Below are 21,437 nucleotides of genomic sequence, written 5' to 3'. Positions count from 1 at the left end.
AGCTCTCGTCAACCGCTGCGGCTGAGTCTGCCGAATTGATCGTTGACGGCATAACTGAAGTTGGACTGAAGCTCGGCGAGCGTCGGCTGCCCCCGATCCTTTTCCGAGAGAATCGCCTTGTCTGCCGCGACAGGCCATTCGATCCCAAGCTCGGGATCGTTCCAGAGCAGGCCACGCTCGTGTTCCGCGCTGTAATAGTCAGTCACTTTGTAGGTGATGACCGTATCTGCCGTCAGGGTGCAGAACCCATGTGCGAAACCCGGCGGCAGCCAAAGCTGAAGGGCATTTTCGGCCGATAGTTCCACCGAGACGAACTTGCCATAGGTCGGCGATCCGGTACGGATATCAACCGCCACATCCAGGAATGCGCCGCTCGAACACGAGACCAGCTTGCCTTGTGCACGAGGATTGGTTTGAAAGTGAAGACCGCGGACAGTTCCTGCTTCTGCCGAATAAGACCGGTTGTCCTGAACGAACGTGAAAGGACCGACTTCGGATTCAAAAAGGCTTTTCCGAAATGTCTCCAGGAAATAACCCCGGGAATCTCCGAATTTCTTCGGAACCAGTAATAAAACGCCCTCAATGATCGTTTTATCGAAGCGCACAGGGCCCCCATGATCCTGAAACTGCGGAATGTCTAGTGATAAGGCCACATGGATATTCGCAGCGCAATTCAGACGCGGCTCATCAGATCGGCCATGGATCGTCCAATAGCGGTAGTGAAGCCTACGCCCGCTATCTTCCGTCGTTCCGACGGCAAAAGTGTTGGGGGAACGAATACGGGCAGATCGACGCCGCGGTAAATCGTCGTCTGGGTGCTCGACCGAGATCACCCGTTCGGGACGAAAGTGTTACCTATGTCCTATGTCTCAGGAATAAAACGTAACCCATGTGTCCAGAACGGACCCGGGAATAGCTGGCTGGGGCGCCTGGATTCGAACCAGGGATGACGGTACCAAAAACCGTTGCCTTACCGCTTGGCGACGCCCCACCATGACGGCGGTGATGATACCGCCCAGGCAATGCGGCTTGCTCTAGCAAAGCTTCATTCGGCGAGCAATCACAGAGCGGTCGTTTTTTGTTAAATCTCATACTTTCATTCGGCTTGGGAAATTTGCTCGGAACTGGTGCGCGGCCACTCCGTGCTTCGAGTGCCAGCGTTCACCTTTCGCAAAGCCTGCGCTCACCCTGAAAAGGTTGATAGGTGCAGTCGGAAGCCCGGAAAGAGCGGTAGCTGCGGGAGCAGGCAGTGATATTGCAGGAGGGCGCCGCGCCCGGCTCGCCGGTTGCCAGACCCTTGTTCAGATCGAAATCGGGAGCGGGCTCGGCCATTGCCGCGCGGATGAAGTCCCGCCAGATCCGGGCTGGAAGCGAGCCGCCCGTCACGCCTTTCATCGGCGTGTCGTCATCATTCCCGACCCAGACGCCGACGACCAGGGGCTCGGTGAACCCGACGAACCAGGCATCGCGATTGTTCTGGCTGGTGCCCGTCTTGCCGGCCGCGAATGTGCCGGGGTCTGCGTCACGGCCGGTACCGCGTTCGATAACGAGCTGCAGCAGGCCAAGCAGGTCGGACTCGTAGGGCGACAGATCGATGGAGGGCGTCGTCTTTTCGCCCACCCTGAAAGTCTGGGATTGCCCCGATGCTCGAAAATCAACAATACCCCATGGCTCGACCGGCGCCTTGCCGAGGCGAACCGACGCATAGGCGCTGGTGAGGTCGAGCAGGTTCACCTCCGATGTTCCGAGCGCCAGAGATGGGGTCGGCGCCAGGGGCGTGTCGATGCCGAGTTCCTTTGCGGCGGCGACGACGTTGTCTAGCCCGACATCCTGGGCGAGGGCGACCGTTGCAGCGTTCAGTGAACGGGCGAAAGCTTCCGCCAATGTGACCCAGCCGCGGTAAGCACCGCCGGAATTTTCAGGCGACCACCCGTCGATTTCGATCGGTGCGTCGAGGACGCGGTCGAAAAGGGTCAGTCCTCTCTTCAGGGCGGCGTAATAGACGAAAAGTTTGAACGTGGAGCCGGGCTGCCGCATCGCCGTGACGGCGCGGTTGAACTGGCTCGTCTTGTAGTCGTGCCCGCCGACCATGGCGACGACGGCGCCCTCCGGCGTCATCGCCACAAGCGCCGCCTGGCTTGCGCCAAGCGACTTTCCTTCTTCGTCGAGAGCCTGCGTTACCACCTTTTCGGCAATGCGCTGAAGACGCGGAACCAGGGTCGTGCGTACCGTGGTCGAGCCTGGGGTGGCGCCTGCGATCTCGCTTGCCTGTGGCGAAATCCAGTCGGCGAACCAGCTTCCCGAGCGGGGTGTCGGCGTCGTCGGGCGGAGCTTGCCAAATTCCGCCCTGGCGGCGGCTGCTTCGTCTGGCGTCAGCTTGGCGTTGTCAACCATGGCGGCGAGCACCGTCGCTGTCCGTTGACGGGCGCCCTCGATATTGTCGATCGGGTTCAACTGGCTCGGCGCCTTCAAGAGGCCCGCGAGTAGCGCTGATTCCGAGACGTTGAGGTCTCGGATGTCTTTGTTGAAGTAAATCCGTGCGGCGGCCGGCATTCCGGTCGCACCCGAACCGAGATAGGCGGCATTCAGATAGCGGGTCAGGATTTCCTGCTTGCCCAGTTTCCATTCCAGCCAGAACGCAATGACCACTTCCTGGATCTTCCGCTTCAGCGTCCGGTCGCTTTGCAGATATTGCAGCTTGATCAATTGCTGGGTGATCGTGCTGCCGCCCTGGACCACCGAGCCTGCCTGAAAATTCCTGATGAATGCGCGGCCGATTCCCTGCGGATCGACACCGTAATGGGTCATGAACCGCCTGTCCTCGATCGACAGGACAGCGTCGACGAGGGACTGCGGAAACTGATTGTAGGTCGTATATGGCCCCTGATACGGGCCTTGCCGCACAAGCGGCCCGCCATCCGCCGTTTCAAGCACGATAACAGGCTTCAGCGTGCCTGCGGCGATCTCCCGCCACGGCACGTCCTTCAAGGCCCATGCTAGAACGCCTGCCATGACGAGGACGCAGGCGAATGATGCGAGTGCAGCTATGGTTATCCAGGACAACCGTGTTGATGGCCGGTTCTGCCTTGAAATTGGCCGCCAATGCCGCAAGGCGACCATTGCGGAGAGGGCTTTGCTGCGGAGGCCTGAAAGGCGTTCCGCTGCCGGCCTAGATGTCGGGTCGGGTTCCCGCTTTTTCAGCCTTGCGTATTTCTTCCGAAGCGTGGCGGCGGCGTTGCTTATCCAGAGAGAGCCAGATCGCCACGACGTACCGAGATCCTGGCGGAGCGCGGTCAGCAATTCGCGGACGGCACGCCCGCTTTGCCCAAAGACGGGGGCAGAATTGCCGCTGGCTTTCTGCTCATCTGCCGGTTCGCCCGGATGCAAGCCTTCTTCGTGAAGCTCGCCCGTTTCCGGCACGCTTTTTGGTGCCGCCTCTGTGTCAGTCATCCGCGCGGGCTCGCTGAGGGCACGTTCATCCGGTTTCTTCGAGCTGTCCTCAGGGCTGGTCATTCACTGTGGTGCGGTTGGGTCTCGTAAATGAAATAGTGCGTGACAGCACAAAAGGAAGGTGCTGCCGCGCCTATCGGTGATCAGAAGCCGTGATGCTCTACTCCCAATGAAGTAAGCGCGGTCAAATAGATAGACGGCGGAAGCCGTGTCACTATCGGATCTGCAAGTTTGATCTGCAAGCGGAGGTAATGCATGAAAAAACGGGTGATGAGCGATCCGAACTGGCCCGAGCCGGTGATCGTAACGGTCGGGCGAAGGTCTCCGGAAATTATTCGAACTCCCGCAGAGGCCTTGATCTACCTTACCAACAAATGGCCTGGCGCGCGCAACGAGCGCTACAGAACAGCAACCGAGTTCTGCTCGGCTGCGCTGCGCAGACAGGTAGACGCCGCATCTGCACGTGAGACGTTTCTGTCCGCCGCACTCGAAGCGGGAATGCTCCAATAAGCCTGATCTTTTGCGACACAGCCAATCTTCATGGACCTGTTCGCGGATGGATATAGCGAAGCGCCGAAAAATCCCGGGCCGCAAGACGGTGGCTGTCGAGCAGCGTCGGTTGGGCGCTGCTTGTACGGCCGGAAGCGAGGCCGAAGATCACCTGCCATAGCGTGGTGACCATGCCATGTCGTTCAATCCCTGTCGTTCATGGCCGCACGGAGCGTATCGTTGATGCGATCCTGCCAGCCGGGGCCATCTTCCTGAAAATAGGCGAGCACGTCGCTGTCGAGCTTCAGCGACACGAGTTCCTTGACATTGGGTGGCGCCCGCCGCTCGACGGCGGGAGCCGGGGCGGCCTTCTTGGTCGGCGAGAACAGTGCCTCGGCAGCTTCGAGCGGATTGACGGGCCGGCGCGGGGGACGTGTCATGATGATCTCCGTAGTCAAAAGGGGAGGGTATTCGCCGTCGCAGTTCTGGCCTGCAGACGCGGCTCTTTTCCCGAACTATCAGCAAGCTTTGCAAAATAGCAATCACGGAGCAGGGCGGTCAGCGGGAAGAGGCATTGCCAACCGGCATGTGGGCCGTACCGGCATCCGCAAACCTCGGAAACCCACTATGGGATTTCTGCTCTTGGTCGTATAACCGTCCTCGATCCTGAGAACGCTCTCCCGAGCACTTCTGTTGACGCACGCTGTCTCCGCCGATCGTCCTCGGATCAGTCCCGTTCGACTGGCCTCCGGTCAGTCCTTCGAAGTCCCGGAGCCCATCTGGCTCACCCAAGGAGAACGACCATGGATCGTACCGCCGTTGAAAACCGCCGCAAGGCATCGTTGAACACTCCCTCCGATCTGCCCTCCAACGCCACCGCCGATATTGCCGGTGCGCTTGCGGCGCTGCTTGCGGACACGTTCGCGCTCTATCTCAAGACCAAGAATTTTCACTGGCATATGAGCGGCCCGCATTTTCGCGATTACCACGTGATGCTCGACGAACAAGGCGAGCAGATTTTTGCCATGACCGACGCGATCGCCGAACGTGCCCGCAAGATCGGCGGCACGACGATCCGCTCGATCGGCCATATCGGCCGGCTGCAGCGCCTTCTCGACAACGACGCCGATTTCGTCACCCCGCGGGACATGCTCGCAGAACTGAAGGACGACAACCAGCAACTCGTGTCGTTCCTGCGCCAGGCCCACGAAGTCTGCGCCGAACATAACGACGTAGCCACAACGAGCCTGCTGGAAGTCTGGATCGACGAGACGGAACGCCGCGCCTGGTTCCTGTTCGAGACGACACGCGGCGCCGAATAAATCGGTCACCAATTGAAATCTATAAAGAACCCCCAGCGGCAACGGCATCGCTGCCGCCGATCGTCGCGATGACATCTCATCCACCGTTCAGAACCAGTACAGGCATTTCATGATTCAAGACTTCTCCTCCATCATCGACCGCTTCGGTATCGGCAGCCGCGGAAGCTCGGCTGTCGTGCATCAGGGCACCGGCTATTTCGCCGTGACGCCTCAATCCCCCTATGACGGTGATTTGAGCACCGCCGAACAGACCCGGCAACTGCTCGCCAAAGCCGAAGCGCGGCTTGCCGAGATCGGCAGTGCCAAGCAGGGCTTGATCTTCTGCGCGATCATATTGGCCGACATGGACGGTTATGCCGAAATGAACGAGGTCTGGGACGCCTGGGTTTCGGGCATGGCTCCGCCCGCCCGGGCCTGTTTCGAGGCGCGGCTTGCCAATCCCAATCTGAAGGTGGAGATGATCATGGTGTGCGCTGCGGCATCGACCAAGGCGGCATAGCAGGCGTTCCCGCAAGACCAATGCAGGTTTTGCATGGGTGCCCTGAGGCTTTGTTGCTTTTACAGGCAGGTGGGAAGGATTATATCCCTGTCATCGAACGACGCCGGAGCCAAGAACGGTTGCTGACGTCAGACAGTCTCAGGAAAGGGACCCGATCATGAACGTAGCACGCTCTTTCAACAACTGGCGCAAGTATCGTCAGACCGTCACCGAACTCGGCCGCATGACCAGCCGAGAACTGCAGGACCTCGGCATCGACCGCTCCGACATCCGCAACGTCGCCCGCGCAGCCATCGGTCGCTAATCGCGATATAGCCCGCCTGGACCATGCACGACGCCCGCCATTGCCGCGGGCGTTTCTGCGTCAGAAGATGTTCTGCGCGCCAGACCTCTTTGAGACTTTCACTACCCGTTTTTCGGTATGCATTTTTCGTATAGCTGCACTGCAACATAATGACTATCAATCGAGCAGGATCGTTGTATAGTCATACTTATCGAAGCGATGCACCTCCTCCCGCAGAGCTTCGTGTTATCAGACGGCCCACTCCTCCTCCCAGGGACGTCTGTAGGAACGGCGGCACTCCTCCTCCCAGCCGCTGTTCGGTTCTTTACGGAAAGCCTGCCGCACCTCCTCCCGCGGCAGGCTTTTTCGTTTTGGGGCTGAGGGTTTTTCAGAATTCAAAATCGCGCGTTTAACCGAGGTCGCTCAGGTGGCATCCGGCGATGTCGATTCGTGCCTGAAAGTCGAAGACGCGGCGAGGCGATCCGTTGCCGCATCGCGGAGAAGGGGCACTCGCCGGAAAACGGTCTTCTACGGATTCTCACGGCAACCGAATCTCCATAACAGCCAGAATCGCAGCCATCATCGAAGCGCCGGAGGAGATGATTCGCGTCCGGCGCATCGCCCTGTCGATCTGCTTTTCCCTTCCTCGCTCCCGGTCTTCTCTTCGTCGCGAAGCCTATGTTGCCGAGGTGGACCTGGTGCAAGGGAAGATCGTAACGATCGGTTAAAACCAGGCCTTCCAAGGGGCTCTTGTTTACCAATTGTTAACCATATCGGGGCTAAAAAACGGTCACGATTTCTTTACGCAGATGACCAAAATGCTAACAGACGCTCGCGCTATCCGTATCAAGGGCCGTTCTTTTCTGGCGGTCGTGCTTGCTCCCGACCTTCCCTTCGACGACTGGCTTGTCAGGCTGGATGATCTCGCGGCGCGTTCCGCCGGGTTCTTTCTGGGTCGGCCGGTCGTGCTCGACGTCACCGATCTGCCGATCGATCGCGCTCAGTTGAAAGAGCTCATCGCCGAGCTTGCCGGGCGCAGCGTCAATATCATGGGCATCGAAGGCGGCCGTCCTTCGATCCTTGGGCCAGGCATGCCTCCGGCACTCAAGGGTGGTCGGCCGGTCTCCGACGAAGCCGTCGCCAAGGAGCCGATCATCGAACTGCACAACAGCGAGCCGAAACCGTCGGTGCCGGAGATGCGTCCGACCTTGCAGTCCATCGTCATTCGCGATCCCGTGCGGTCGGGGCAGTCGGTGATCTTCCCCGAAGGTGACGTGACGATTATCGGATCGGTCGCCTCGGGAGCTGAAATCATCGCTGGTGGCTCGATCCACATTTACGGGACCCTGCGTGGCAGGGCCATGGCAGGATCGCTCGGAAACGCATCGGCACGCATTTTCTGCCGCAAGCTCGAAGCCGAGCTTTTGGCAATCGACGGCATCTACAAGATGGCGGACGACATGGCCCCAGGCCTTCGCGGACATTCAGTCCAGCTTTGGCTCGAAGGGGATTCGATCATGGCAGAGAAACTTATTTGAGCCGCAACCGGCCAGCAAACAGGAGAGCAAGATGGGGAAAGTCATCGTAGTCACTTCAGGCAAGGGCGGGGTTGGCAAGACGACCTCGACTGCCGCACTCGGAGCGGCTCTGGCCCAGCGAAACGAACGGGTTGTCGTCGTCGATTTTGACGTCGGGCTGCGCAACCTCGACCTCGTGATGGGCGCCGAACGTCGGGTCGTTTACGATCTGATCAACGTCATCCAGGGCGAGGCGAAGCTCTCGCAGGCACTGATCCGCGACAAGCGCCTGGAGACGCTGTTCCTGCTGCCGGCATCGCAGACGCGCGACAAGGACAACCTGACGCCCGAGGGCGTGGAGCGGGTCATTACCGAATTGAAGCGGGTCTTCGACTGGGTCATCTGCGATAGCCCTGCCGGTATCGAGAGCGGCGCCACGCTCGCCATGCGCCACGCCGACATGGCTGTGGTGGTCACCAATCCGGAAGTCTCGTCCGTCCGCGACTCGGACCGCATCATCGGTCTGCTGGATTCGAAGACGATGAAGGCCGAGCGCGGCGAGCGGATGGAAAAGCACCTGCTTTTGACGCGTTACGACGCCAACCGTGCGGAACGGGGGGACATGCTGAAGGTCGAGGACGTGCTGGAGATCCTCTCCATCCCGCTCATCGGCATCATCCCCGAAAGCATGGATGTCCTGCGCGCCTCGAATATCGGTGCGCCGGTCACCCTGGCGGACGCACGCAGCGCACCGGCCATGGCCTATTTCGATGCCGCACGCCGGCTTGCAGGAGAAGTTCTGCCGATCACGATCCCCGGGGAAAAGCGGGGGATATTCGGCAAGATCTTCGCACGGAGGGCCGCATGACCATATTCAACCTTTTCCGCAAACAGCGCTCCGCACCCACGGCCCGCGAACGCCTGCAGGTGCTTCTCGCCCACGAACGCTCATCGAACGGCTCGGACCTCGTATCCTTGCTTCGCGAAGAAATCCTTGCGGTGATCGCCAAGCACGTGCAGGTCGACAGCGACAAGGTGCAGGTCAAGATGGACCGCGACGAGAACGTCACGATCCTCGAGATCGACGTCGAGATCCCACTGGATGCCGTCAGCCAGGCTGCCTGAGCCGGCAGCATTCGGCAAACTCGAATTTTGAAACGCGGACAACCTGGTTGTCCGCGTTTCGTATTTCGCTTTCTCGCGCGAAGGAAGACTGGCGACGCGCTGAGTGGAAACGGCCGCCAATCCGGCCCGCTTGACAGGATTGCTGAAAACCGACAGTTATCGTCGTAATTCCGAGGGGGGCATCTTGACGATGCTGAGATGGCGGTGAGCCGGACCCTTGAACCTGATCCGGGTTATGCCGGCGTAGGAACGGAAATAGGCGTCGACCGACGGCACTTTCTCTTCTCCGCTTCACCTGGGTCTCCGTGATTGACTGATCTGGAGATCGACCGATGACATCCATTCTTTCCGTGGTTCCGCGAGGATATCCGGTCCTGGCGTGCAGGTTCGACGCGTAGCATCATGCGCGCGTCCCATGCGGTCATCGGCCTCGTCCTGCTTGTCACGCTCTGGCAAGCGGGCGTCTGGCTGTTTGCTCCGCCCCACTATATTCTGCCGTCGCCTGTAGCCGTCGCGTCCGCCTTCCTGCGGCAGCCTGGTTTCCTGCTGCAGAACAGCGCCGTCACGCTGATCGAAATCGCGCTAGGCCTTGCGATCGGCGCAGGCCTCGGCATTGCCACGGCCTTCGGCGTTGCGGCGCTGCCGCGGCTTGGCCGTCTCGTCTGGCCGATGGTGCTGATCCTGCAGGCCTTTCCCGTCTTCGTACTGGCGCCGATCCTGGTTCTCTGGCTGGGCTTCGGCCTCGCCTCGAAAGTGGCGATGACGACGATCATCATCTTCTTTCCGGTCGCCTCCGCCTTTGCCGACGGCCTTCGCCGCACCGATCAGGAAATCCTCGACGCCGTCTCGCTGGAGGGCGGCAGCCATTGGCAGACGCTGGTGTCGATGCGCGTGCCGCTGGCGATCCCGAGCCTCGTTTCCGGCCTTCGGGTCGCGGCACCCCTGGCGCCGCTCGGGGCGGTCGTCGGCGAGTGGGTCGGGGCATCCGGCGGGCTCGGCTTCGTGATGGTCCAGGCCAATGCCCGCATGCAGACCGACACGGTGTTTGCAGCAATGGTCATACTCGCCATTCTCACCCTCATTTTGCGGCTTCTCATCGACCGGCTGACATCCGGTCTCGCCCCCTGGGCCAGCGAAGCCGACCCTGAATCCTCATCCGCATCAAGGAGTTCCGTCCGATCATGATCCGTATCCTCACCGCGTCCCTCATCGTGCTGGCAAGCCTTGCCACTCCGATTTCTGCGCAGGCGGCCGACAAGCTCAGCGTGCTGCTCGAATGGTTCGTCAATCCGGACCACGCGCCAATGGTCATCGCCAAAGAGCGCGGGCTGTTTGGCGATGCCAATCTCGACGTCGAGCTCATCCCGCCGTCCGATGCCTCCGCGGTGCCGCGGCTGGTTTCGGCGGGCGAGGCGGATATCGGCATCCACTACCAGCCAAACCTCTATCTCGACCACGAAGCGGGTCTGCCGCTCGTGCGGTTCGGTACCCTGGTCGAAACGCCGCTCAACACCGTCACGGTGCTGGCGGACGGTCCGATCAAGAGCCTCAAGGACCTGAAGGGCAAAAAGGTCGGCTTTTCCGTGACCGGTTTCGAGGATGCGATGCTGAAGCGCATGCTGGCTTCGGAAGGGCTTTCCAACGATGACGTGGAGCTGATCAACGTCAACTTTTCGCTGTCGCCGTCGCTGATCGGGGGCAAGGTGGATGCGACGCTTGGCGGTTTCCGCAACTTCGAGCTGACCCAGATGAAGCTGGAAGGCCATGCGGGGCGGGCGTTTTTCCCGGAAGAGCATGGGGTTCCGGCCTATGACGAGCTGATCTTCGTCACCCGCCGCGATTCTACTGGCGACAACCGGCTGCCGCGTTTCCTGCATGCGGTCGAACAGGCCTCGATCTACATCACAAATCATCCGCAGGAGGCCTGGCAGCTTTTCATCAAGGCCTATCCGAGCCTCGACGACGAGTTGAACCGCACCGCGTTCTTCGACACGCTGCCGCGTTTTGCCAAGCGTCCGGCCGCACTCGACCAGGGCCGTTACCAGCGCTTCGCCACCTTCATGAAGGAAACCGGGCTGATCAAGGCAGTGCCTCCGGTCTCCGACGTTGCTGTCGAAATCAAATAGGCCAAGTTGCTGTTATCGTTTGATTTGAGCTCCGGGGTTCGCGTAACGTGATTTTCATGCCAGACAGGCTTTCCACGTTACGTGACCCGGAGTTTGCTTGACCATCGGACTTGCCCATGCGGAACTGATCGCGGTTCTGTCCGCCGTCACCGGCGACGAGCCGCGCGTGATGACGGTACGCTCGGGAGATGCGCTGCCGTCCGGCCCTTTCGAGCTCGGCCATCGCAGCCTGCAGGCCGGGCTTCGCGAATGGGTGGGGGACCAGACGGGCCATCCGCTCGGTTATCTCGAACAGCTCTATACCTTCGCCGACCGCGACCGGACCCATGAGGATGCCGAGGGGCGGACGATCTCGATCAGCTATCTCGGCCTCGTCCGCGAACAGGCCGCACCCGGCGCCGGAAAACCCGGCTGGCACGGCTGGTACGAATACTTCCCCTGGGAGGACCATCGCGGGGGGAGGCCGGAGATACAGGCGGCCATCACCGACCGCCTGCAGGATTGGGTCACTTCGGAAACGGCGCGCCGCGAACACCGCCAGCGCCGCGTCGATTTTGCCTTCGGGCTAGACGGTGCCGCCTGGAACGAGGATCTCGGCCTGCAGCGTTACGAGTTGATGTATGAGGCAGGCCTTGTGACCGAGGCCGGTTGTCCGCCGGCCAAAAATTTCGGTCGATCGATGTTTGCCGATCACCGCCGTATCCTGGCGACCGGGATCGCGCGGCTGCGCGCCAAGATCAAATATCGCCCGGTAGTCTTCGAATTGATGCCCGAGAGTTTTACGCTGTCGCAATTGCAGCGCACCGTCGAAGCGCTGGCCGGCTTGACGCTGCATAAGCCGAACTTCCGCAGGCTGATCGACCAGCAGGAGCTGATCGAGGAAACCGGGGAGGCGACCAGCGAGACTGGCGGCCGGCCGGCCAAGCTCTTCCGCTACCGTCATGCGGTCCTCGAAGAGCGCGCGCTTTCCGGTTCGAAACTTCCGCTTTCACGCAATTGACATAAACTCTAAACGAGAATATGTCTCTGCGCCGGATATACTCACTTCGAGTATAAAAGGAGTCGCTCATGAATTCCCCGGTTTCGGTTTCCCAGCTTTACGATCGTGTCAGCCGCGTCATCCCGAAGGCCGAGTGGATGAGCTACGAGGCGGATGTCGCCGCGATCCTGGAGCTCAAGCGCACCCGCAACGCCGTCATCCTCGCTCACAACTATCAGGCGCCGGAAATCTTCCATGGCGTCGCGGATATCGTCGGCGACAGTCTGGCGCTCGCCCGCAAGGCGATCGACGTGGATGCGGATGTGATCGTGCTCGCCGGCGTGCATTTCATGGCGGAGACGGCAAAGCTCTTGAACCCGGGGAAGACGGTACTGATCCCGGACATGGCGGCGGGCTGTTCGCTGGCGGATTCGATCACGCCCGAGGACATCGCGCTGCTGCGGCAGGCGCATCCGGGCGTGCCGATCATCACCTATGTGAACACCTCTGCAGCGGTGAAGGCGGCGTCCGATATCTGCTGCACCTCCGGCAATGCCAAGCAGGTGGTGGAATCGCTCGGCGTTCCGAAAGTGCTGATGATCCCGGATGAGTACCTGGCGCAGAACGTGGCGCGGGAAACCAATGTGGAGATTATCGCCTGGCACGGCCATTGCGAAGTGCACGAGCTGTTCAATGCGCAGGACGTCCGCGATCTGCGCGAGGCGCATCCGGGCGTGGTGGTGCTGGCGCATCCGGAATGCCCGCCGGAAGTGGTGGCCGAGGCCGACTTTGCGGGATCGACTGCCGTCATGTCGGACTATGTCGGCCAAAAGAAGCCGGCCCGTGTCGTGCTCCTGACCGAGTGCTCGATGAGCGACAATGTCGCCGTGCATCATCCGGACGTGGAATTCGTGCGGCCCTGCAACCTCTGCCCGCACATGAAGCGGATCACTCTCGCCAACATCCGCAAGGCGCTGGAGGAAAACCGGCACGAGGTGACCGTCGATCCGTCGATCGCGGTTGCCGCCCGCCGCGCGGTCGAGAGGATGCTCGCCATATGACCGAGATACTCGACCATCTCGCCGACCGCATCGCGATCGTCGGCAGCGGTCTGGCGGGGCTGGTGACGGCGCTGACCTTGGCGCCGCAGCCCGTCGTGCTGATCACCCGCGCCGCCTTGGGTGCGGAAACGTCGAGCGCCTGGGCGCAGGGCGGCATTGCCGCGAGCCTCGGGGCCGACGACAGCGCTAACCTGCATCTGGCCGATACGCTCGCAGCCGGCGACGGACTTTGTGATCCGGCAGTCGCCGCTTCGATCCTGACGCAAGCCCCGAACGCCATCGCCATCCTGGAAAAATTCGGCGTGCGTTTCGACCGGGCCGCTGACGGTTCGCTTTCGCTCGGGCTGGAGGCTGCCCATTCGCGCCGCCGTATCGTGCACGTGGCGGGCGACGGCTCGGGCGCGGCGATCGTCCGGGCGTTGGTCGAAGCCGTTTCCAGAACGCCGTCGATCACGGTGCTTGATGGTGTTGAGGTTCGTCGGCTTTTGACGAATGGCGATGCGGTGTCCGGCCTGCTCTGCGCGGCGGGCTCGGGAGCGGTTGTTGTTCCGACCACGCGGGTGGTTCTGGCGACCGGCGGCCTTGGGGGGCTTTATGACGCGACCACCAACCCCACCGGCAATTTCGGCCAGGGGGTGATGCTTGCTGCACGGGCGGACGCGGTGCTTGCGGATATGGAATTCGTGCAGTTCCACCCGACGGCGCTCGACTCCCAACGGCGGCCGCTGGCGCTGGTCAGCGAGGCGGTGCGCGGCGAGGGTGCGGTGCTGGTCAACGAAAAGGGCGAGCGTTTTCTCGCCCGCGAACCGGGCGCCGAACTGGCTGCGCGGGATATCGTGGCGCGTGCCATCAGTGCCGAGATCGCCCGCGGCGGGCGTGTCTTTCTCGATGCCCGGCCGGCGCTCGGAAACGGGTTCTCCAGACGGTTTCCGGCGATCGACGCGCTCTGCCGGGAGGCGAGAGTCGATCCCAATTCGGATCTCATCCCGGTTCGTCCCGCCGTGCATTACCACATGGGCGGGGTGGCGACGGACGTGAACGGCCGCAGCTCGGTGCCCGGCCTCTGGGTGGTCGGGGAGGCGGCTTCGACCGGTCTCCACGGTGCCAACCGGCTCGCCAGCAACTCGCTACTGGAAGCGGCCGTGATGGGCATGCGGGCCGCGCAGGACCTCTCGGCGACCTCTGCCGGAACGCCTCATCAGGTCACCGCTGCAGAACTACCGGTGTCGGCGGACATTTCCGCCGTGCGGCCGATCGTGTCGCGGCATCTCGGCGTCCTCAGAAACGCCGGTGCCATTCATGGCGCTATCGCCAGCCTGCTGCCGCTCGTCGAAAGCGCCGGATCGGCAGCCGATCCGGCGATCGTCGCGCTGCTGATTGCCGTCTTCGCGTCGCTGCGAAAGGAATCCCGCGGCGCGCATGCCCGCACCGATTTCCCGCTGAAGCTCGCCTATGCGGAACGGCGGCAGATGCGCCTTGCCGATGCGCTGGATATCGCCCGCGCGACCACCTCCCATCCCCTTGCCCGGAGTGCCTGACACATGACCCTTGCCGCCCTTCCGCGACTTCTCGTCGAACCGCCGGTGCGCGCAGCGCTTCTGGAAGACCTCGGCCTGGCCGGTGACATCACGTCCACGGCAGTCATTCCGGCTGATCACCGCTCGACGGTTGTCATGGCGGCCCGCAAGCACGGCGTCATCGCCGGCCTTGATGCGGCCGAGCTCGCCTTCCAGCTCGTCGATCCGAAGATCGTCATGACCCGTCATATCGAGGATGGGGGGGCGGTGAAGCCGGGTGACGTGATCGCCACGATCGAAGGTCCGTCCCGCGGCCTTCTGACCGGCGAACGGACGGCGCTCAATTTCCTCGGCCATCTCTCCGGCATCGCCAGCGTCACGGCCGGCATCGTCGCGGCGATCGAAGGCACCAGGGCTTCCGTCGTCTGCACCCGCAAGACGACGCCGGGGCTTCGGGCGCTGGAGAAATACGCGGTGCGCGCCGGCGGTGGCATGAACCATCGCTTTGCGCTCTATGACGCCGTGCTGATCAAGGACAATCACGTGGCGATTGCCGGCGGCATCGCCGAATCCATTCGCCGCGCCAGGGCGGGCGTCGGGCATATGGTGAAGATCGAGGTGGAGGTGGATACGCTCGACCAGCTTCACGAAGCCATGGAGGTCGGCGTCGATGCGGTGCTGCTCGACAACATGACGCCGGACCAGCTTTGCGAGGCGGTCGGCATCGTCGCGGGCCGGGCGATCACCGAAGCGTCCGGCGGGATCACGCCGGCGACGGCGGCCGCCGTGGCCGCCTCGGGCGTCGATCTGCTCTCGGTGGGGTGGATCACCCATAGCGCGCCGACACTAGATATCGGGCTCGATTTCCGGTCTGCAAATTAGGTGACCGACGGCGCCGGAGGCTTCCGGTGTCGTTGAAAACAATGGTACATCCTTGATCCGGAACACCGAACGGGCAAGGAGTGCAAGATGCCGAGAATACCCGAAGACCAGATCGACGCCGTGCTGGCTCTTGTCGATGCCGAAATCGACGAGAGCCTCGCGCGCCTCTTCGACCTGATCCGTATTCCGAGCATCTCCACCGATCCCGGCTATCGCGATCAGTGCAAGGCGGCGGCCGAGTGGCTGAGCCGCGATCTCGGAGCGATCGGCTTCGATGCCTCCGTCCGGCCGACCACGGGCCATCCGATGGTCGTCGCGCATCAGAAGGAGGCGGCCGGGCCGCATCTGCTGTTCTACGGGCATTACGACGTCCAGCCGGTTGATCCGCTGGCGCTTTGGACGAGCGATCCGTTCGAGCCGCGGCTGGAGCCGTTGCCGAATGGCGATACTGCGATCGTCGCGCGCGGCGCTTCGGACGACAAGGGACAGATGATGACCTTCGTCGAGGCCTGCCGTGCCTGGAAGGCAGTGACCGGCAAGCTGCCGGTGCAGGTTAGCATTCTCTTCGAAGGCGAGGAGGAGGCGGGCAGCCCGAGCCTTGTGCCGTTCCTCGATGCTACCGCCGAGGAACTGAAGGCTGACATGGTCTATGTCTGTGATACCGACATGTGGGACCGCGAGACGCCGGCCGTCACGACCATGCTGCGCGGGCTCTACAGCACCGAGATCGAGATTACCTGCGCCGACCGGGACCTGCATTCCGGCATGTTCGGCAATGCCGCCCGCAACGCGCTTCAGGTTCTATCGGATGTGATCGCGAGCCTGAGGACGTCGGATGGGGGCGTGGCAGTCGAAGGCTTTTACGACGGCGTCAAGGAACTGCCGGAGGCCATCAAGGCGCAGTGGCAACGGCTGCCGTTCGACGAGAAGGGTTTTCTTGCCGATATCGGGCTGACCATTCCGGCGGGCGAGGCGGGCCGGTCGATCCTCGAACAGGTCTGGGCGCGGCCGAGCTGCGAGATCAACGGCATGAGCGGCGGTTATACCGGGGAAGGCTTCAAGACGGTCATCCCAGCCAAGGCGACCGCCAAGATCTCGTTCCGGCTGGTCGAGGGGCAGGTGCCGGAGAAGATCCGCGATGCCTTCAAGGCGCATTTTCGGGCGCGCATCCCGGCCGACTGCTCGGTGACCTTCAAGGATTTCGGGCTGGCGCCGGCGACCGTCATGCCGGTCGAGAGCCCGTTCCTGACGAAGACGTTAGCCGCACTTTCCACCGAATGGGAATGCGAGGCCGCACTTGCCGGAACTGGCGGCTCGATCCCGATCATTGGCGAGTTCAAGCGCCGGCTCGGCTGTGACGCGCTGCTTGTCGGCTTTGCCCGTTTCGACAACCGCGTTCACAGCCCGAACGAGAAATACGACCTGTCGAGCTTCCACAAAGGCATCCGCTCCTGGGTGCGTATTCTCGCAGCGCTCGCCGACTGATCATATCGCCGCTCAGGCTTTTTCGAAGAGCGGCGAGATCACCATTTCCGGCACCAGGACAAGTCCCTTGTCGGTGATGCGGATCTCCGGGATGACCGACAACGGGATGAGGTTGAAGCCCATATAGGCGATGGTGCAGCCGGCCTTTTCCCATTCGAGCTTGAGGACCTTCACCTCGTCGGCGACCTCGTGGACACGTTTGTCGGAGAGCAGGCCGGCGATCGGCAGCGGCACCATTGCGGTGACCTTTCCGTCCATGACGACGCAGACGCCGCCCTGTTTTTCCTCGATCGCATCCAGCGCCAGCTGCATGTCGGTCTCGTTGGTGCCGGCGACGATGATGTTGTGGCTGTCATGACCGACGGAGGAGGCGACGGCGCCCTTTTTCAGGCCGAAACCGTTGAGCAACCCGTGCGCGACATTGCCGGACGATTTACCGTGCCGCTCGACGACGGAGACGAAGCAGAGGTCGTGACGGTCGAAATGCGCCTGCCAATCGTCGGCGGGTCCGAGCGTCACAGTGACGTGGCCGAGCGTAATGCCGGGAAGCTCGGTGCGGATCGTATGGGCGGTGACCGTGTCGATCGGAAGATCGGGGGTCAACTTGAGGTTCTTCGGCAGCTTGACTGTGTGGTAGGCAGCCTCCGGATAACGATAGGGTTTTGACAGTGCCTCATCCAGGATTGGCGTGATCTTGCGGTTGTCGACCACCAGCTCGCCGCCGTACCAGGTGCTGATCGGTTTCAGGTCGTCGGTCAGAAGCACGAGGTCCGCCCTTCGTCCGCCGCCCATGCCGCCGATTTCGCCTTCCATGCCGAAACGGGTCGCACCGTGCAGCGAGCCCATTGCCCAGGCCTGTTCCGATGTCATACCGGCCTTGACCGCTTCGCGTGTCACCCAGTCGAGACCGAAGGCGAGCAGGTCCTCGGCGTCGCGATCGTCGGTGCAGACCGCGACGCGTTTGTGCGAGGCGCCGAGTTCGGTGATCGTCTTGATTGCATGCGGCAGCGAATGCCAGGGCGTCGTCGGCGGGCCGCCGCGCAGGAAAAGCCAGACACCGGCTTCGAGCAGGTCGTCGGCAATGTCGCGGTCGATCGCCTCATGGGTATCGGTGACACCGGAGGCGGCATAGGCCGCGACGAATTCTCGGCCATAGACGTGGCCCGAGACCGGCCGGCCGCGCTGGAGTGCTGCGGCCAGGATCGCATGGCTGCGCTCGTCGCCCATCGCGACGGGGACGAAATCCATCTTTTCGCCGAGCGCCACGGCCTCCGGCCATTTGTCGAACAGTGCGGCGATCTTGGCGGGCGTCAGGTCGCCGCCGGCGGTTTCGAGTTCCGGAGACGTCGCAGGCACGGTGCTCGGCACGGTCAGGAAAATCGACAACGGCGCCAGGCGCGCATCTTCCAGCATCGCCTCGACGCCCGCGACGTCCATGACATTGCCGATCTCGTGGCTGTCGCAGAAGATCGTCGTGGTGCCGTTGAGAAGTGCGGCCTCGGCATAGGCGCAGGCGGTCACCATCGAGGATTCGATGTGGATATGCGGATCGACGAGGCCCGGGGCGATGATGCCGCCCTTGGTATCGCAGAGCTTCGCCGAGCCGCTCCGGTAGCTGCCGGCCGGTTTGACGGCTGCGATGCGACCACCCGAAACCCAGACTTCGCGACCGTCGAGAATGCGCTCCGAATAGGTGGACAGCACGCGCGCGCCCTGGATGACCAGATCGGGATCGCGGCGGGCGGAGGCGACATCCGCGAGACGGCGGGTCATGGTCGACAGGGGCTGGACGGAGAAGCGAGTGAGGGCGGGCATGAAAACCTCATTTGGAGGACATAGGGAGGGACAGGCGAGACTGTAGGGAACGCCGGCATGGCAAGGAAGCGCCATTCGGAAGGGAACACAATCGGAGCGTTGCCAAAATTCGAACTCTTGCGGCGAAATATGCTGCTTTCCAGCAACGCTCAGGTTTGGGATAGTGCGCTCAAGGCAATGAAAGGCAAACGATCCGATGGCCTATATCATCACCGAACCTTGTATCGACGTGAAGGACGGCGCCTGCACCGCGGCATGTCCCGTCGACTGCATCTACGAGGGCGGGCGGATGTTCTATATCCATCCGGACGAATGCATCAATTGCGGCCTCTGTCTCTCCATCTGTCCGGTCGATGCCATTGCCTATGACGAGGAGGCGACCGAGGCGCAGATGGCGTTCATTCCGGTCAACCGTGATTATTTCGGAGCCGAGGTCACCGGGTTGGGATCACCCGGCGGCTGGGACAAAAGCCGGACGCGAAACATCGATCACCCGGTGGTGACATCGACGCCCGCGCGCGAGGTGGCTCACTAAGCGTTGGTCCAGCTTCCGTAATAGGCGCGGGTGGCGGCGATCAGCTTGCCGCATCTCTCCCGCTCGATTGCCAGGCGCGGCAGGTCGGCCTTGGCCTGGGCCAGCAGTTCCTTGCGGGCCGTCTCGAAATCGACATTCACGAGCCTGCCGTCCTGCATGACCGGCCGGCCGGCGACATAGACGGCCTTGGCATGGGCGGCGGACATGCGGTTGAGGAGCACCTCAGCTTCGTCGAGATCGTCGAAGACACTGTCGGCGATCAGGGCTTCGTAGTCGACGACCGTAAAATCCTCTCCGAGCGGGGCGTTGACGACGGTCGCGCCGGTGCGGATCGCGGCGTCGAAAATGTTGGCAGCGGTGAAATCTCGCTCAAGCTCACGTCCGCCATGCAGGAAATAGAGAAGCCGCATTTCGCGCCAGAGGTCCTGGTCGTCATCGAAGGCGCCGCCGTCCAGGCCAATGCCGAAGCGCAGGCCGCTTTTGACGGCATCCGCGAGCGGCGCGGTGCCGGAGCGTAGGCGCAGGTTGGCGGAGGGGTTGGAGACGAGCTGGACACCGCGTTCGGCCAGCAATTCATACTCGTCCGGGCGGAGCTGCACGCCGTGTGCAACGGCAAGGCGCGGCGAAAGGAAGCCGATGTCGTCGAGATAACGGACGATACCCTGCGGGAAGCGACGGTCCAGCCATGCCCGTTGCCGTGGGCTTTCCAGCAGATGCATATGGATGCGGCGGTTGTTGGCGGCCGACGCCCCGGCAATCGCTTCAAGCAGGGCGTTCGAGCACCATTGCGGGCCGACCGGGCCGTATTGAACATCGACCAGCGAATTGGAATTCGCGGCTGCCACTGCATCGGCCGCGGCGAGCTGATCGCGGAAGGGTGCATAGCGTGGGGCGAGGGGAGAAAGTGCCTCCCAGTCCGCCGGGTTCAGGAACGGTTTCAACTGTTCCGGGCCGCCATCATAGGCCCAGGCGTCGTGGTCGAGCAGCGGGCAGGAGAGGCCGAGCCGGATGCCGACATCCTTTGCGGCGCGGATCACCTCCAGGGCCTCGTCGACCATGCGAGCCGCATTGAGGGAGTTGTGGCAATGGATGGTCGCGGCGACGCCGGTCTTTGCGAGGCGGCCGAAGGCGACGAGGGCCTCGAGATAGGCGTCCGTGCGGGGGCGGAGCCGCATGGTCGGGATCCAGGTTTCCAGCGCATCGTCGAGGCTGCCGAAATCCAGCGTTCGGATGCCGTAGCCATGGTCATGGGCATTGACCGGCATCGGCATGAGAAGATCGCCGGGGACAAGCGGGATGGCGGAGGCGAGAGCGGGAAGGGCGGCTTGTGCCGCATCGCCACGCAGGGCTTTTTTATGGCCCGGATGCTGCAGGAAACGCGTGTCCTCGTTCGATGTCACCGCTTGATGACCTCCGCAATCTGGTTACTGAATTTTTCGAGATCGACGCTGAGCGCTTCGATCACGGCTTCGGTGGCATGGGTGAGCTGACGGTTATGAGGCGCGACGATGCCGACCTCCATGTTCTGCAGGCGGGAGCCGGCGATCGGCAGGGCAACCACGTCGCCGGCCTTCAGCTCTTTCAGGAGGCCGAGCGGGGTGAAGAAGGCGACGCCTTCGCCGGAGAGGATCAATGGCTTCAGCATCATCTGGTTATTGGTGGCGACAAGCGTGCGGCCGACGCGATCGAGCGAGGCGAGCTCGACGGCGATCATCGAGCTCATCACCTCGTTGTCGAGTTGCAGCAGCAGCTTGAACTGGGCGCATTCCTGCAGGGTGGCGCTTTTCTGGCGGGCCAGCGGATGGTGTTTGGCAACCATCACCATCAGCGGCATGCGCACGCCGTGGACCAGCTTGATATCGTGTGGCCGGGCAAGATCGAAGGTGATGCCGATGTCGCAATCGCCGTCGGCGACGAAATGGAAGATGTTGTTGAAATTGTCGGCGCGGATGCGGAAGTCGACGGCGGGGTTCTTGTGATGAAATCCCATCACGAATTCCGGCATGAACTGGACGGCCAGACTGTCGAGGCAGGCGATGTGGACGCGGCCGGTGCGCTTGCCCTGCAGATCGCCGAGATCCGATTTCATGATCTCGTAGTGATGTATCGTCTCCTTGGCGTGCTTCAGCACCACCTTGCCGGCGGAGGTGAGGCGCAGGCCGTCGGAGAACCGTTCGAACAGCGGCGTGCCGAGCTCGTCCTCAAGCTTGCGGATCTGGCGGCTGACGGCGGAGGTCGCCACATGCAGTTCTTCGGAGGCCTTGCGGATCGAGCCGGCGCGCGCGACTTCGACGAAATATTTCAGGATACTGGCGTGCATATTCATCCCCCAAGATCCTGAAATTTATACCA

Annotated in this window: 22 protein-coding genes, 1 tRNA gene and 1 riboswitch; of the genes, 15 read left to right on the top strand and 8 right to left on the bottom strand. The window is 62.3% G+C overall.

Annotated features, from left to right (window positions below; all coding sequences use genetic code 11):
* Window positions 1-8: 8 nt before the first annotated feature.
* The 3 genes from rfbC to ACZ9IU_RS14170 all read right to left on the bottom strand — a co-directional run bounded on the left by rfbC (window position 9) and on the right by ACZ9IU_RS14170 (window position 3,450).
* Entirely contained in the window at window positions 9-605 is a 597-nt protein-coding gene (rfbC, locus tag ACZ9IU_RS14180) for a dTDP-4-dehydrorhamnose 3,5-epimerase (RefSeq protein WP_038543959.1), read from the bottom strand.
* 312 nt (window positions 606-917) lie between these two features.
* A tRNA-Gln gene (locus ACZ9IU_RS14175) sits at window positions 918-991 on the bottom strand.
* Between the two features lie 170 nt (window positions 992-1,161).
* Window positions 1,162-3,450, bottom strand: coding sequence for a PBP1A family penicillin-binding protein (locus ACZ9IU_RS14170; protein ID WP_437179023.1), 2,289 nt, complete (start codon window positions 3,448-3,450; stop codon window positions 1,162-1,164).
* 255 nt (window positions 3,451-3,705) lie between these two features.
* On the opposite strand from ACZ9IU_RS14170, the gene ACZ9IU_RS14165 reads away from it, so the two are divergent.
* The gene (locus ACZ9IU_RS14165) at window positions 3,706-3,960 is read left to right on the top strand and encodes a DUF982 domain-containing protein (protein WP_038543958.1); all 255 of its coding nucleotides are present in this window, start codon (window positions 3,706-3,708) and stop codon (window positions 3,958-3,960) included.
* Window positions 3,961-3,988: 28 nt separating this feature from the next.
* Here ACZ9IU_RS14165 and ACZ9IU_RS14160 read toward each other — a convergent pair whose 3' ends face one another.
* Window positions 3,989-4,132 (bottom strand): hypothetical protein, encoded by a 144-nt coding sequence (locus tag ACZ9IU_RS14160; RefSeq protein WP_157885146.1) that lies wholly within the window; start codon window positions 4,130-4,132, stop codon window positions 3,989-3,991.
* A gap of 10 nt (window positions 4,133-4,142) precedes the next feature.
* Window positions 4,143-4,379, bottom strand: coding sequence for a BrnA antitoxin family protein (locus tag ACZ9IU_RS14155; RefSeq protein ID WP_038543956.1), 237 nt, complete (start codon window positions 4,377-4,379; stop codon window positions 4,143-4,145).
* Between the two features lie 363 nt (window positions 4,380-4,742).
* On the opposite strand from ACZ9IU_RS14155, the gene ACZ9IU_RS14150 reads away from it, so the two are divergent.
* From ACZ9IU_RS14150 to ACZ9IU_RS14090, 13 genes are all read left to right on the top strand, one after another.
* Entirely contained in the window at window positions 4,743-5,261 is a 519-nt protein-coding gene (locus ACZ9IU_RS14150) for a Dps family protein (protein ID WP_038543954.1), read from the top strand.
* Between the two features lie 109 nt (window positions 5,262-5,370).
* Window positions 5,371-5,760 carry a RidA family protein gene (locus ACZ9IU_RS14145; RefSeq protein ID WP_038543952.1) on the top strand — a complete coding sequence of 130 codons (390 nt, stop codon included), beginning with the start codon at window positions 5,371-5,373 and terminating at the stop codon, window positions 5,758-5,760.
* Between the two features lie 157 nt (window positions 5,761-5,917).
* The gene (locus ACZ9IU_RS14140) at window positions 5,918-6,064 is read left to right on the top strand and encodes a DUF1127 domain-containing protein (protein ID WP_065814776.1); all 147 of its coding nucleotides are present in this window, start codon (window positions 5,918-5,920) and stop codon (window positions 6,062-6,064) included.
* 788 nt (window positions 6,065-6,852) lie between these two features.
* Entirely contained in the window at window positions 6,853-7,581 is a 729-nt protein-coding gene (gene minC, locus ACZ9IU_RS14135; protein WP_038543950.1) for a septum site-determining protein MinC, read from the top strand.
* Window positions 7,582-7,612: 31 nt separating this feature from the next.
* Window positions 7,613-8,428, top strand: coding sequence for a septum site-determining protein MinD (gene minD, locus ACZ9IU_RS14130; protein ID WP_038543948.1), 816 nt, complete (start codon window positions 7,613-7,615; stop codon window positions 8,426-8,428).
* Entirely contained in the window at window positions 8,425-8,685 is a 261-nt protein-coding gene (gene minE, locus ACZ9IU_RS14125) for a cell division topological specificity factor MinE (RefSeq protein WP_038543946.1), read from the top strand. Before minD ends, minE begins: the two co-directional genes overlap by 4 nt.
* Window positions 8,686-8,848: 163 nt before the next feature.
* Window positions 8,849-8,952: riboswitch (TPP riboswitch) on the top strand.
* Window positions 8,953-9,087: 135 nt separating this feature from the next.
* On the top strand, window positions 9,088-9,870 hold the full coding sequence (locus ACZ9IU_RS14120; protein WP_038543944.1) for an ABC transporter permease: 783 nt from the start codon (window positions 9,088-9,090) through the stop codon (window positions 9,868-9,870).
* Window positions 9,867-10,811 carry an ABC transporter substrate-binding protein gene (locus tag ACZ9IU_RS14115; protein WP_038543942.1) on the top strand — a complete coding sequence of 315 codons (945 nt, stop codon included), beginning with the start codon at window positions 9,867-9,869 and terminating at the stop codon, window positions 10,809-10,811. The genes ACZ9IU_RS14120 and ACZ9IU_RS14115 overlap by 4 nt, the downstream gene beginning before the upstream one ends.
* A 97-nt stretch (window positions 10,812-10,908) precedes the next feature.
* Entirely contained in the window at window positions 10,909-11,811 is a 903-nt protein-coding gene (locus ACZ9IU_RS14110; RefSeq protein WP_038543940.1) for an NUDIX hydrolase, read from the top strand.
* 68 nt (window positions 11,812-11,879) lie between these two features.
* Window positions 11,880-12,851 carry a quinolinate synthase NadA gene (gene nadA / locus ACZ9IU_RS14105; protein ID WP_038543939.1) on the top strand — a complete coding sequence of 324 codons (972 nt, stop codon included), beginning with the start codon at window positions 11,880-11,882 and terminating at the stop codon, window positions 12,849-12,851.
* Window positions 12,848-14,389, top strand: a complete 1,542-nt coding sequence (locus tag ACZ9IU_RS14100) for an L-aspartate oxidase (RefSeq protein WP_038543937.1) — start codon at window positions 12,848-12,850, stop codon at window positions 14,387-14,389. Before nadA ends, ACZ9IU_RS14100 begins: the two co-directional genes overlap by 4 nt.
* A 3-nt stretch (window positions 14,390-14,392) precedes the next feature.
* Window positions 14,393-15,250: a carboxylating nicotinate-nucleotide diphosphorylase gene (nadC, locus tag ACZ9IU_RS14095; RefSeq protein ID WP_038543935.1), complete on the top strand. Its 858-nt coding sequence runs from the start codon at window positions 14,393-14,395 to the stop codon at window positions 15,248-15,250.
* An 87-nt stretch (window positions 15,251-15,337) separates the two neighbouring features.
* Complete coding sequence (locus ACZ9IU_RS14090) at window positions 15,338-16,735, top strand: M20/M25/M40 family metallo-hydrolase (protein WP_038543933.1); 1,398 nt, start codon at window positions 15,338-15,340, stop codon at window positions 16,733-16,735.
* 12 nt (window positions 16,736-16,747) lie between these two features.
* On the opposite strand, the gene ACZ9IU_RS14085 is transcribed toward ACZ9IU_RS14090, so the two are convergent.
* A complete protein-coding gene (locus ACZ9IU_RS14085) occupies window positions 16,748-18,550 on the bottom strand; it encodes an adenine deaminase (RefSeq protein WP_038543931.1) in 1,803 nt (600 codons plus the stop codon).
* Between the two features lie 196 nt (window positions 18,551-18,746).
* Between ACZ9IU_RS14085 and fdxA the strand changes: the two genes are divergently transcribed.
* Window positions 18,747-19,085 (top strand): ferredoxin, encoded by a 339-nt coding sequence (fdxA, locus tag ACZ9IU_RS14080; protein WP_038543928.1) that lies wholly within the window; start codon window positions 18,747-18,749, stop codon window positions 19,083-19,085.
* On the opposite strand, the gene ACZ9IU_RS14075 is transcribed toward fdxA, so the two are convergent.
* Both ACZ9IU_RS14075 and ACZ9IU_RS14070 read right to left on the bottom strand, forming a co-directional pair.
* Window positions 19,082-20,485, bottom strand: a complete 1,404-nt coding sequence (locus tag ACZ9IU_RS14075) for an amidohydrolase family protein (protein ID WP_038543927.1) — start codon at window positions 20,483-20,485, stop codon at window positions 19,082-19,084. The two genes, fdxA and ACZ9IU_RS14075, sit on opposite strands and share 4 nt — an antisense overlap.
* Window positions 20,482-21,405, bottom strand: a complete 924-nt coding sequence (locus tag ACZ9IU_RS14070) for a LysR family transcriptional regulator (protein WP_038549375.1) — start codon at window positions 21,403-21,405, stop codon at window positions 20,482-20,484. The genes ACZ9IU_RS14075 and ACZ9IU_RS14070 overlap by 4 nt, the downstream gene beginning before the upstream one ends.
* Window positions 21,406-21,437 lie beyond the last annotated feature (32 nt).

It is taken from the genome of Mesorhizobium sp. USDA 4132, from assembly GCF_056279545.1.
This window is presented reverse-complemented; position numbering and strand designations above follow the sequence as displayed.

Coding starts and splice junctions, on each gene's coding strand:
- ACZ9IU_RS14145 (WP_038543952.1), top strand. CDS start 5,371: ATGATTCAAGACTTCTCCTCCATCATCGACCGCTTCGGTATCGGCAGC.
- ACZ9IU_RS14170 (WP_437179023.1), bottom strand. CDS start 3,450: ATGACTGACACAGAGGCGGCACCAAAAAGCGTGCCGGAAACGGGCGAG.
- ACZ9IU_RS14160 (WP_157885146.1), bottom strand. CDS start 4,132: ATGGTCACCACGCTATGGCAGGTGATCTTCGGCCTCGCTTCCGGCCGT.
- ACZ9IU_RS14115 (WP_038543942.1), top strand. CDS start 9,867: ATGATCCGTATCCTCACCGCGTCCCTCATCGTGCTGGCAAGCCTTGCC.
- fdxA (WP_038543928.1), top strand. CDS start 18,747: ATGGCCTATATCATCACCGAACCTTGTATCGACGTGAAGGACGGCGCC.
- ACZ9IU_RS14070 (WP_038549375.1), bottom strand. CDS start 21,405: ATGCACGCCAGTATCCTGAAATATTTCGTCGAAGTCGCGCGCGCCGGC.
- ACZ9IU_RS14120 (WP_038543944.1), top strand. CDS start 9,088: ATGCGCGCGTCCCATGCGGTCATCGGCCTCGTCCTGCTTGTCACGCTC.
- minD (WP_038543948.1), top strand. CDS start 7,613: ATGGGGAAAGTCATCGTAGTCACTTCAGGCAAGGGCGGGGTTGGCAAG.
- ACZ9IU_RS14085 (WP_038543931.1), bottom strand. CDS start 18,550: ATGCCCGCCCTCACTCGCTTCTCCGTCCAGCCCCTGTCGACCATGACC.
- ACZ9IU_RS14090 (WP_038543933.1), top strand. CDS start 15,338: ATGCCGAGAATACCCGAAGACCAGATCGACGCCGTGCTGGCTCTTGTC.
- ACZ9IU_RS14100 (WP_038543937.1), top strand. CDS start 12,848: ATGACCGAGATACTCGACCATCTCGCCGACCGCATCGCGATCGTCGGC.
- minE (WP_038543946.1), top strand. CDS start 8,425: ATGACCATATTCAACCTTTTCCGCAAACAGCGCTCCGCACCCACGGCC.
- nadA (WP_038543939.1), top strand. CDS start 11,880: ATGAATTCCCCGGTTTCGGTTTCCCAGCTTTACGATCGTGTCAGCCGC.
- ACZ9IU_RS14140 (WP_065814776.1), top strand. CDS start 5,918: ATGAACGTAGCACGCTCTTTCAACAACTGGCGCAAGTATCGTCAGACC.
- ACZ9IU_RS14155 (WP_038543956.1), bottom strand. CDS start 4,379: ATGACACGTCCCCCGCGCCGGCCCGTCAATCCGCTCGAAGCTGCCGAG.
- minC (WP_038543950.1), top strand. CDS start 6,853: ATGACCAAAATGCTAACAGACGCTCGCGCTATCCGTATCAAGGGCCGT.
- ACZ9IU_RS14150 (WP_038543954.1), top strand. CDS start 4,743: ATGGATCGTACCGCCGTTGAAAACCGCCGCAAGGCATCGTTGAACACT.
- ACZ9IU_RS14165 (WP_038543958.1), top strand. CDS start 3,706: ATGAAAAAACGGGTGATGAGCGATCCGAACTGGCCCGAGCCGGTGATC.
- nadC (WP_038543935.1), top strand. CDS start 14,393: ATGACCCTTGCCGCCCTTCCGCGACTTCTCGTCGAACCGCCGGTGCGC.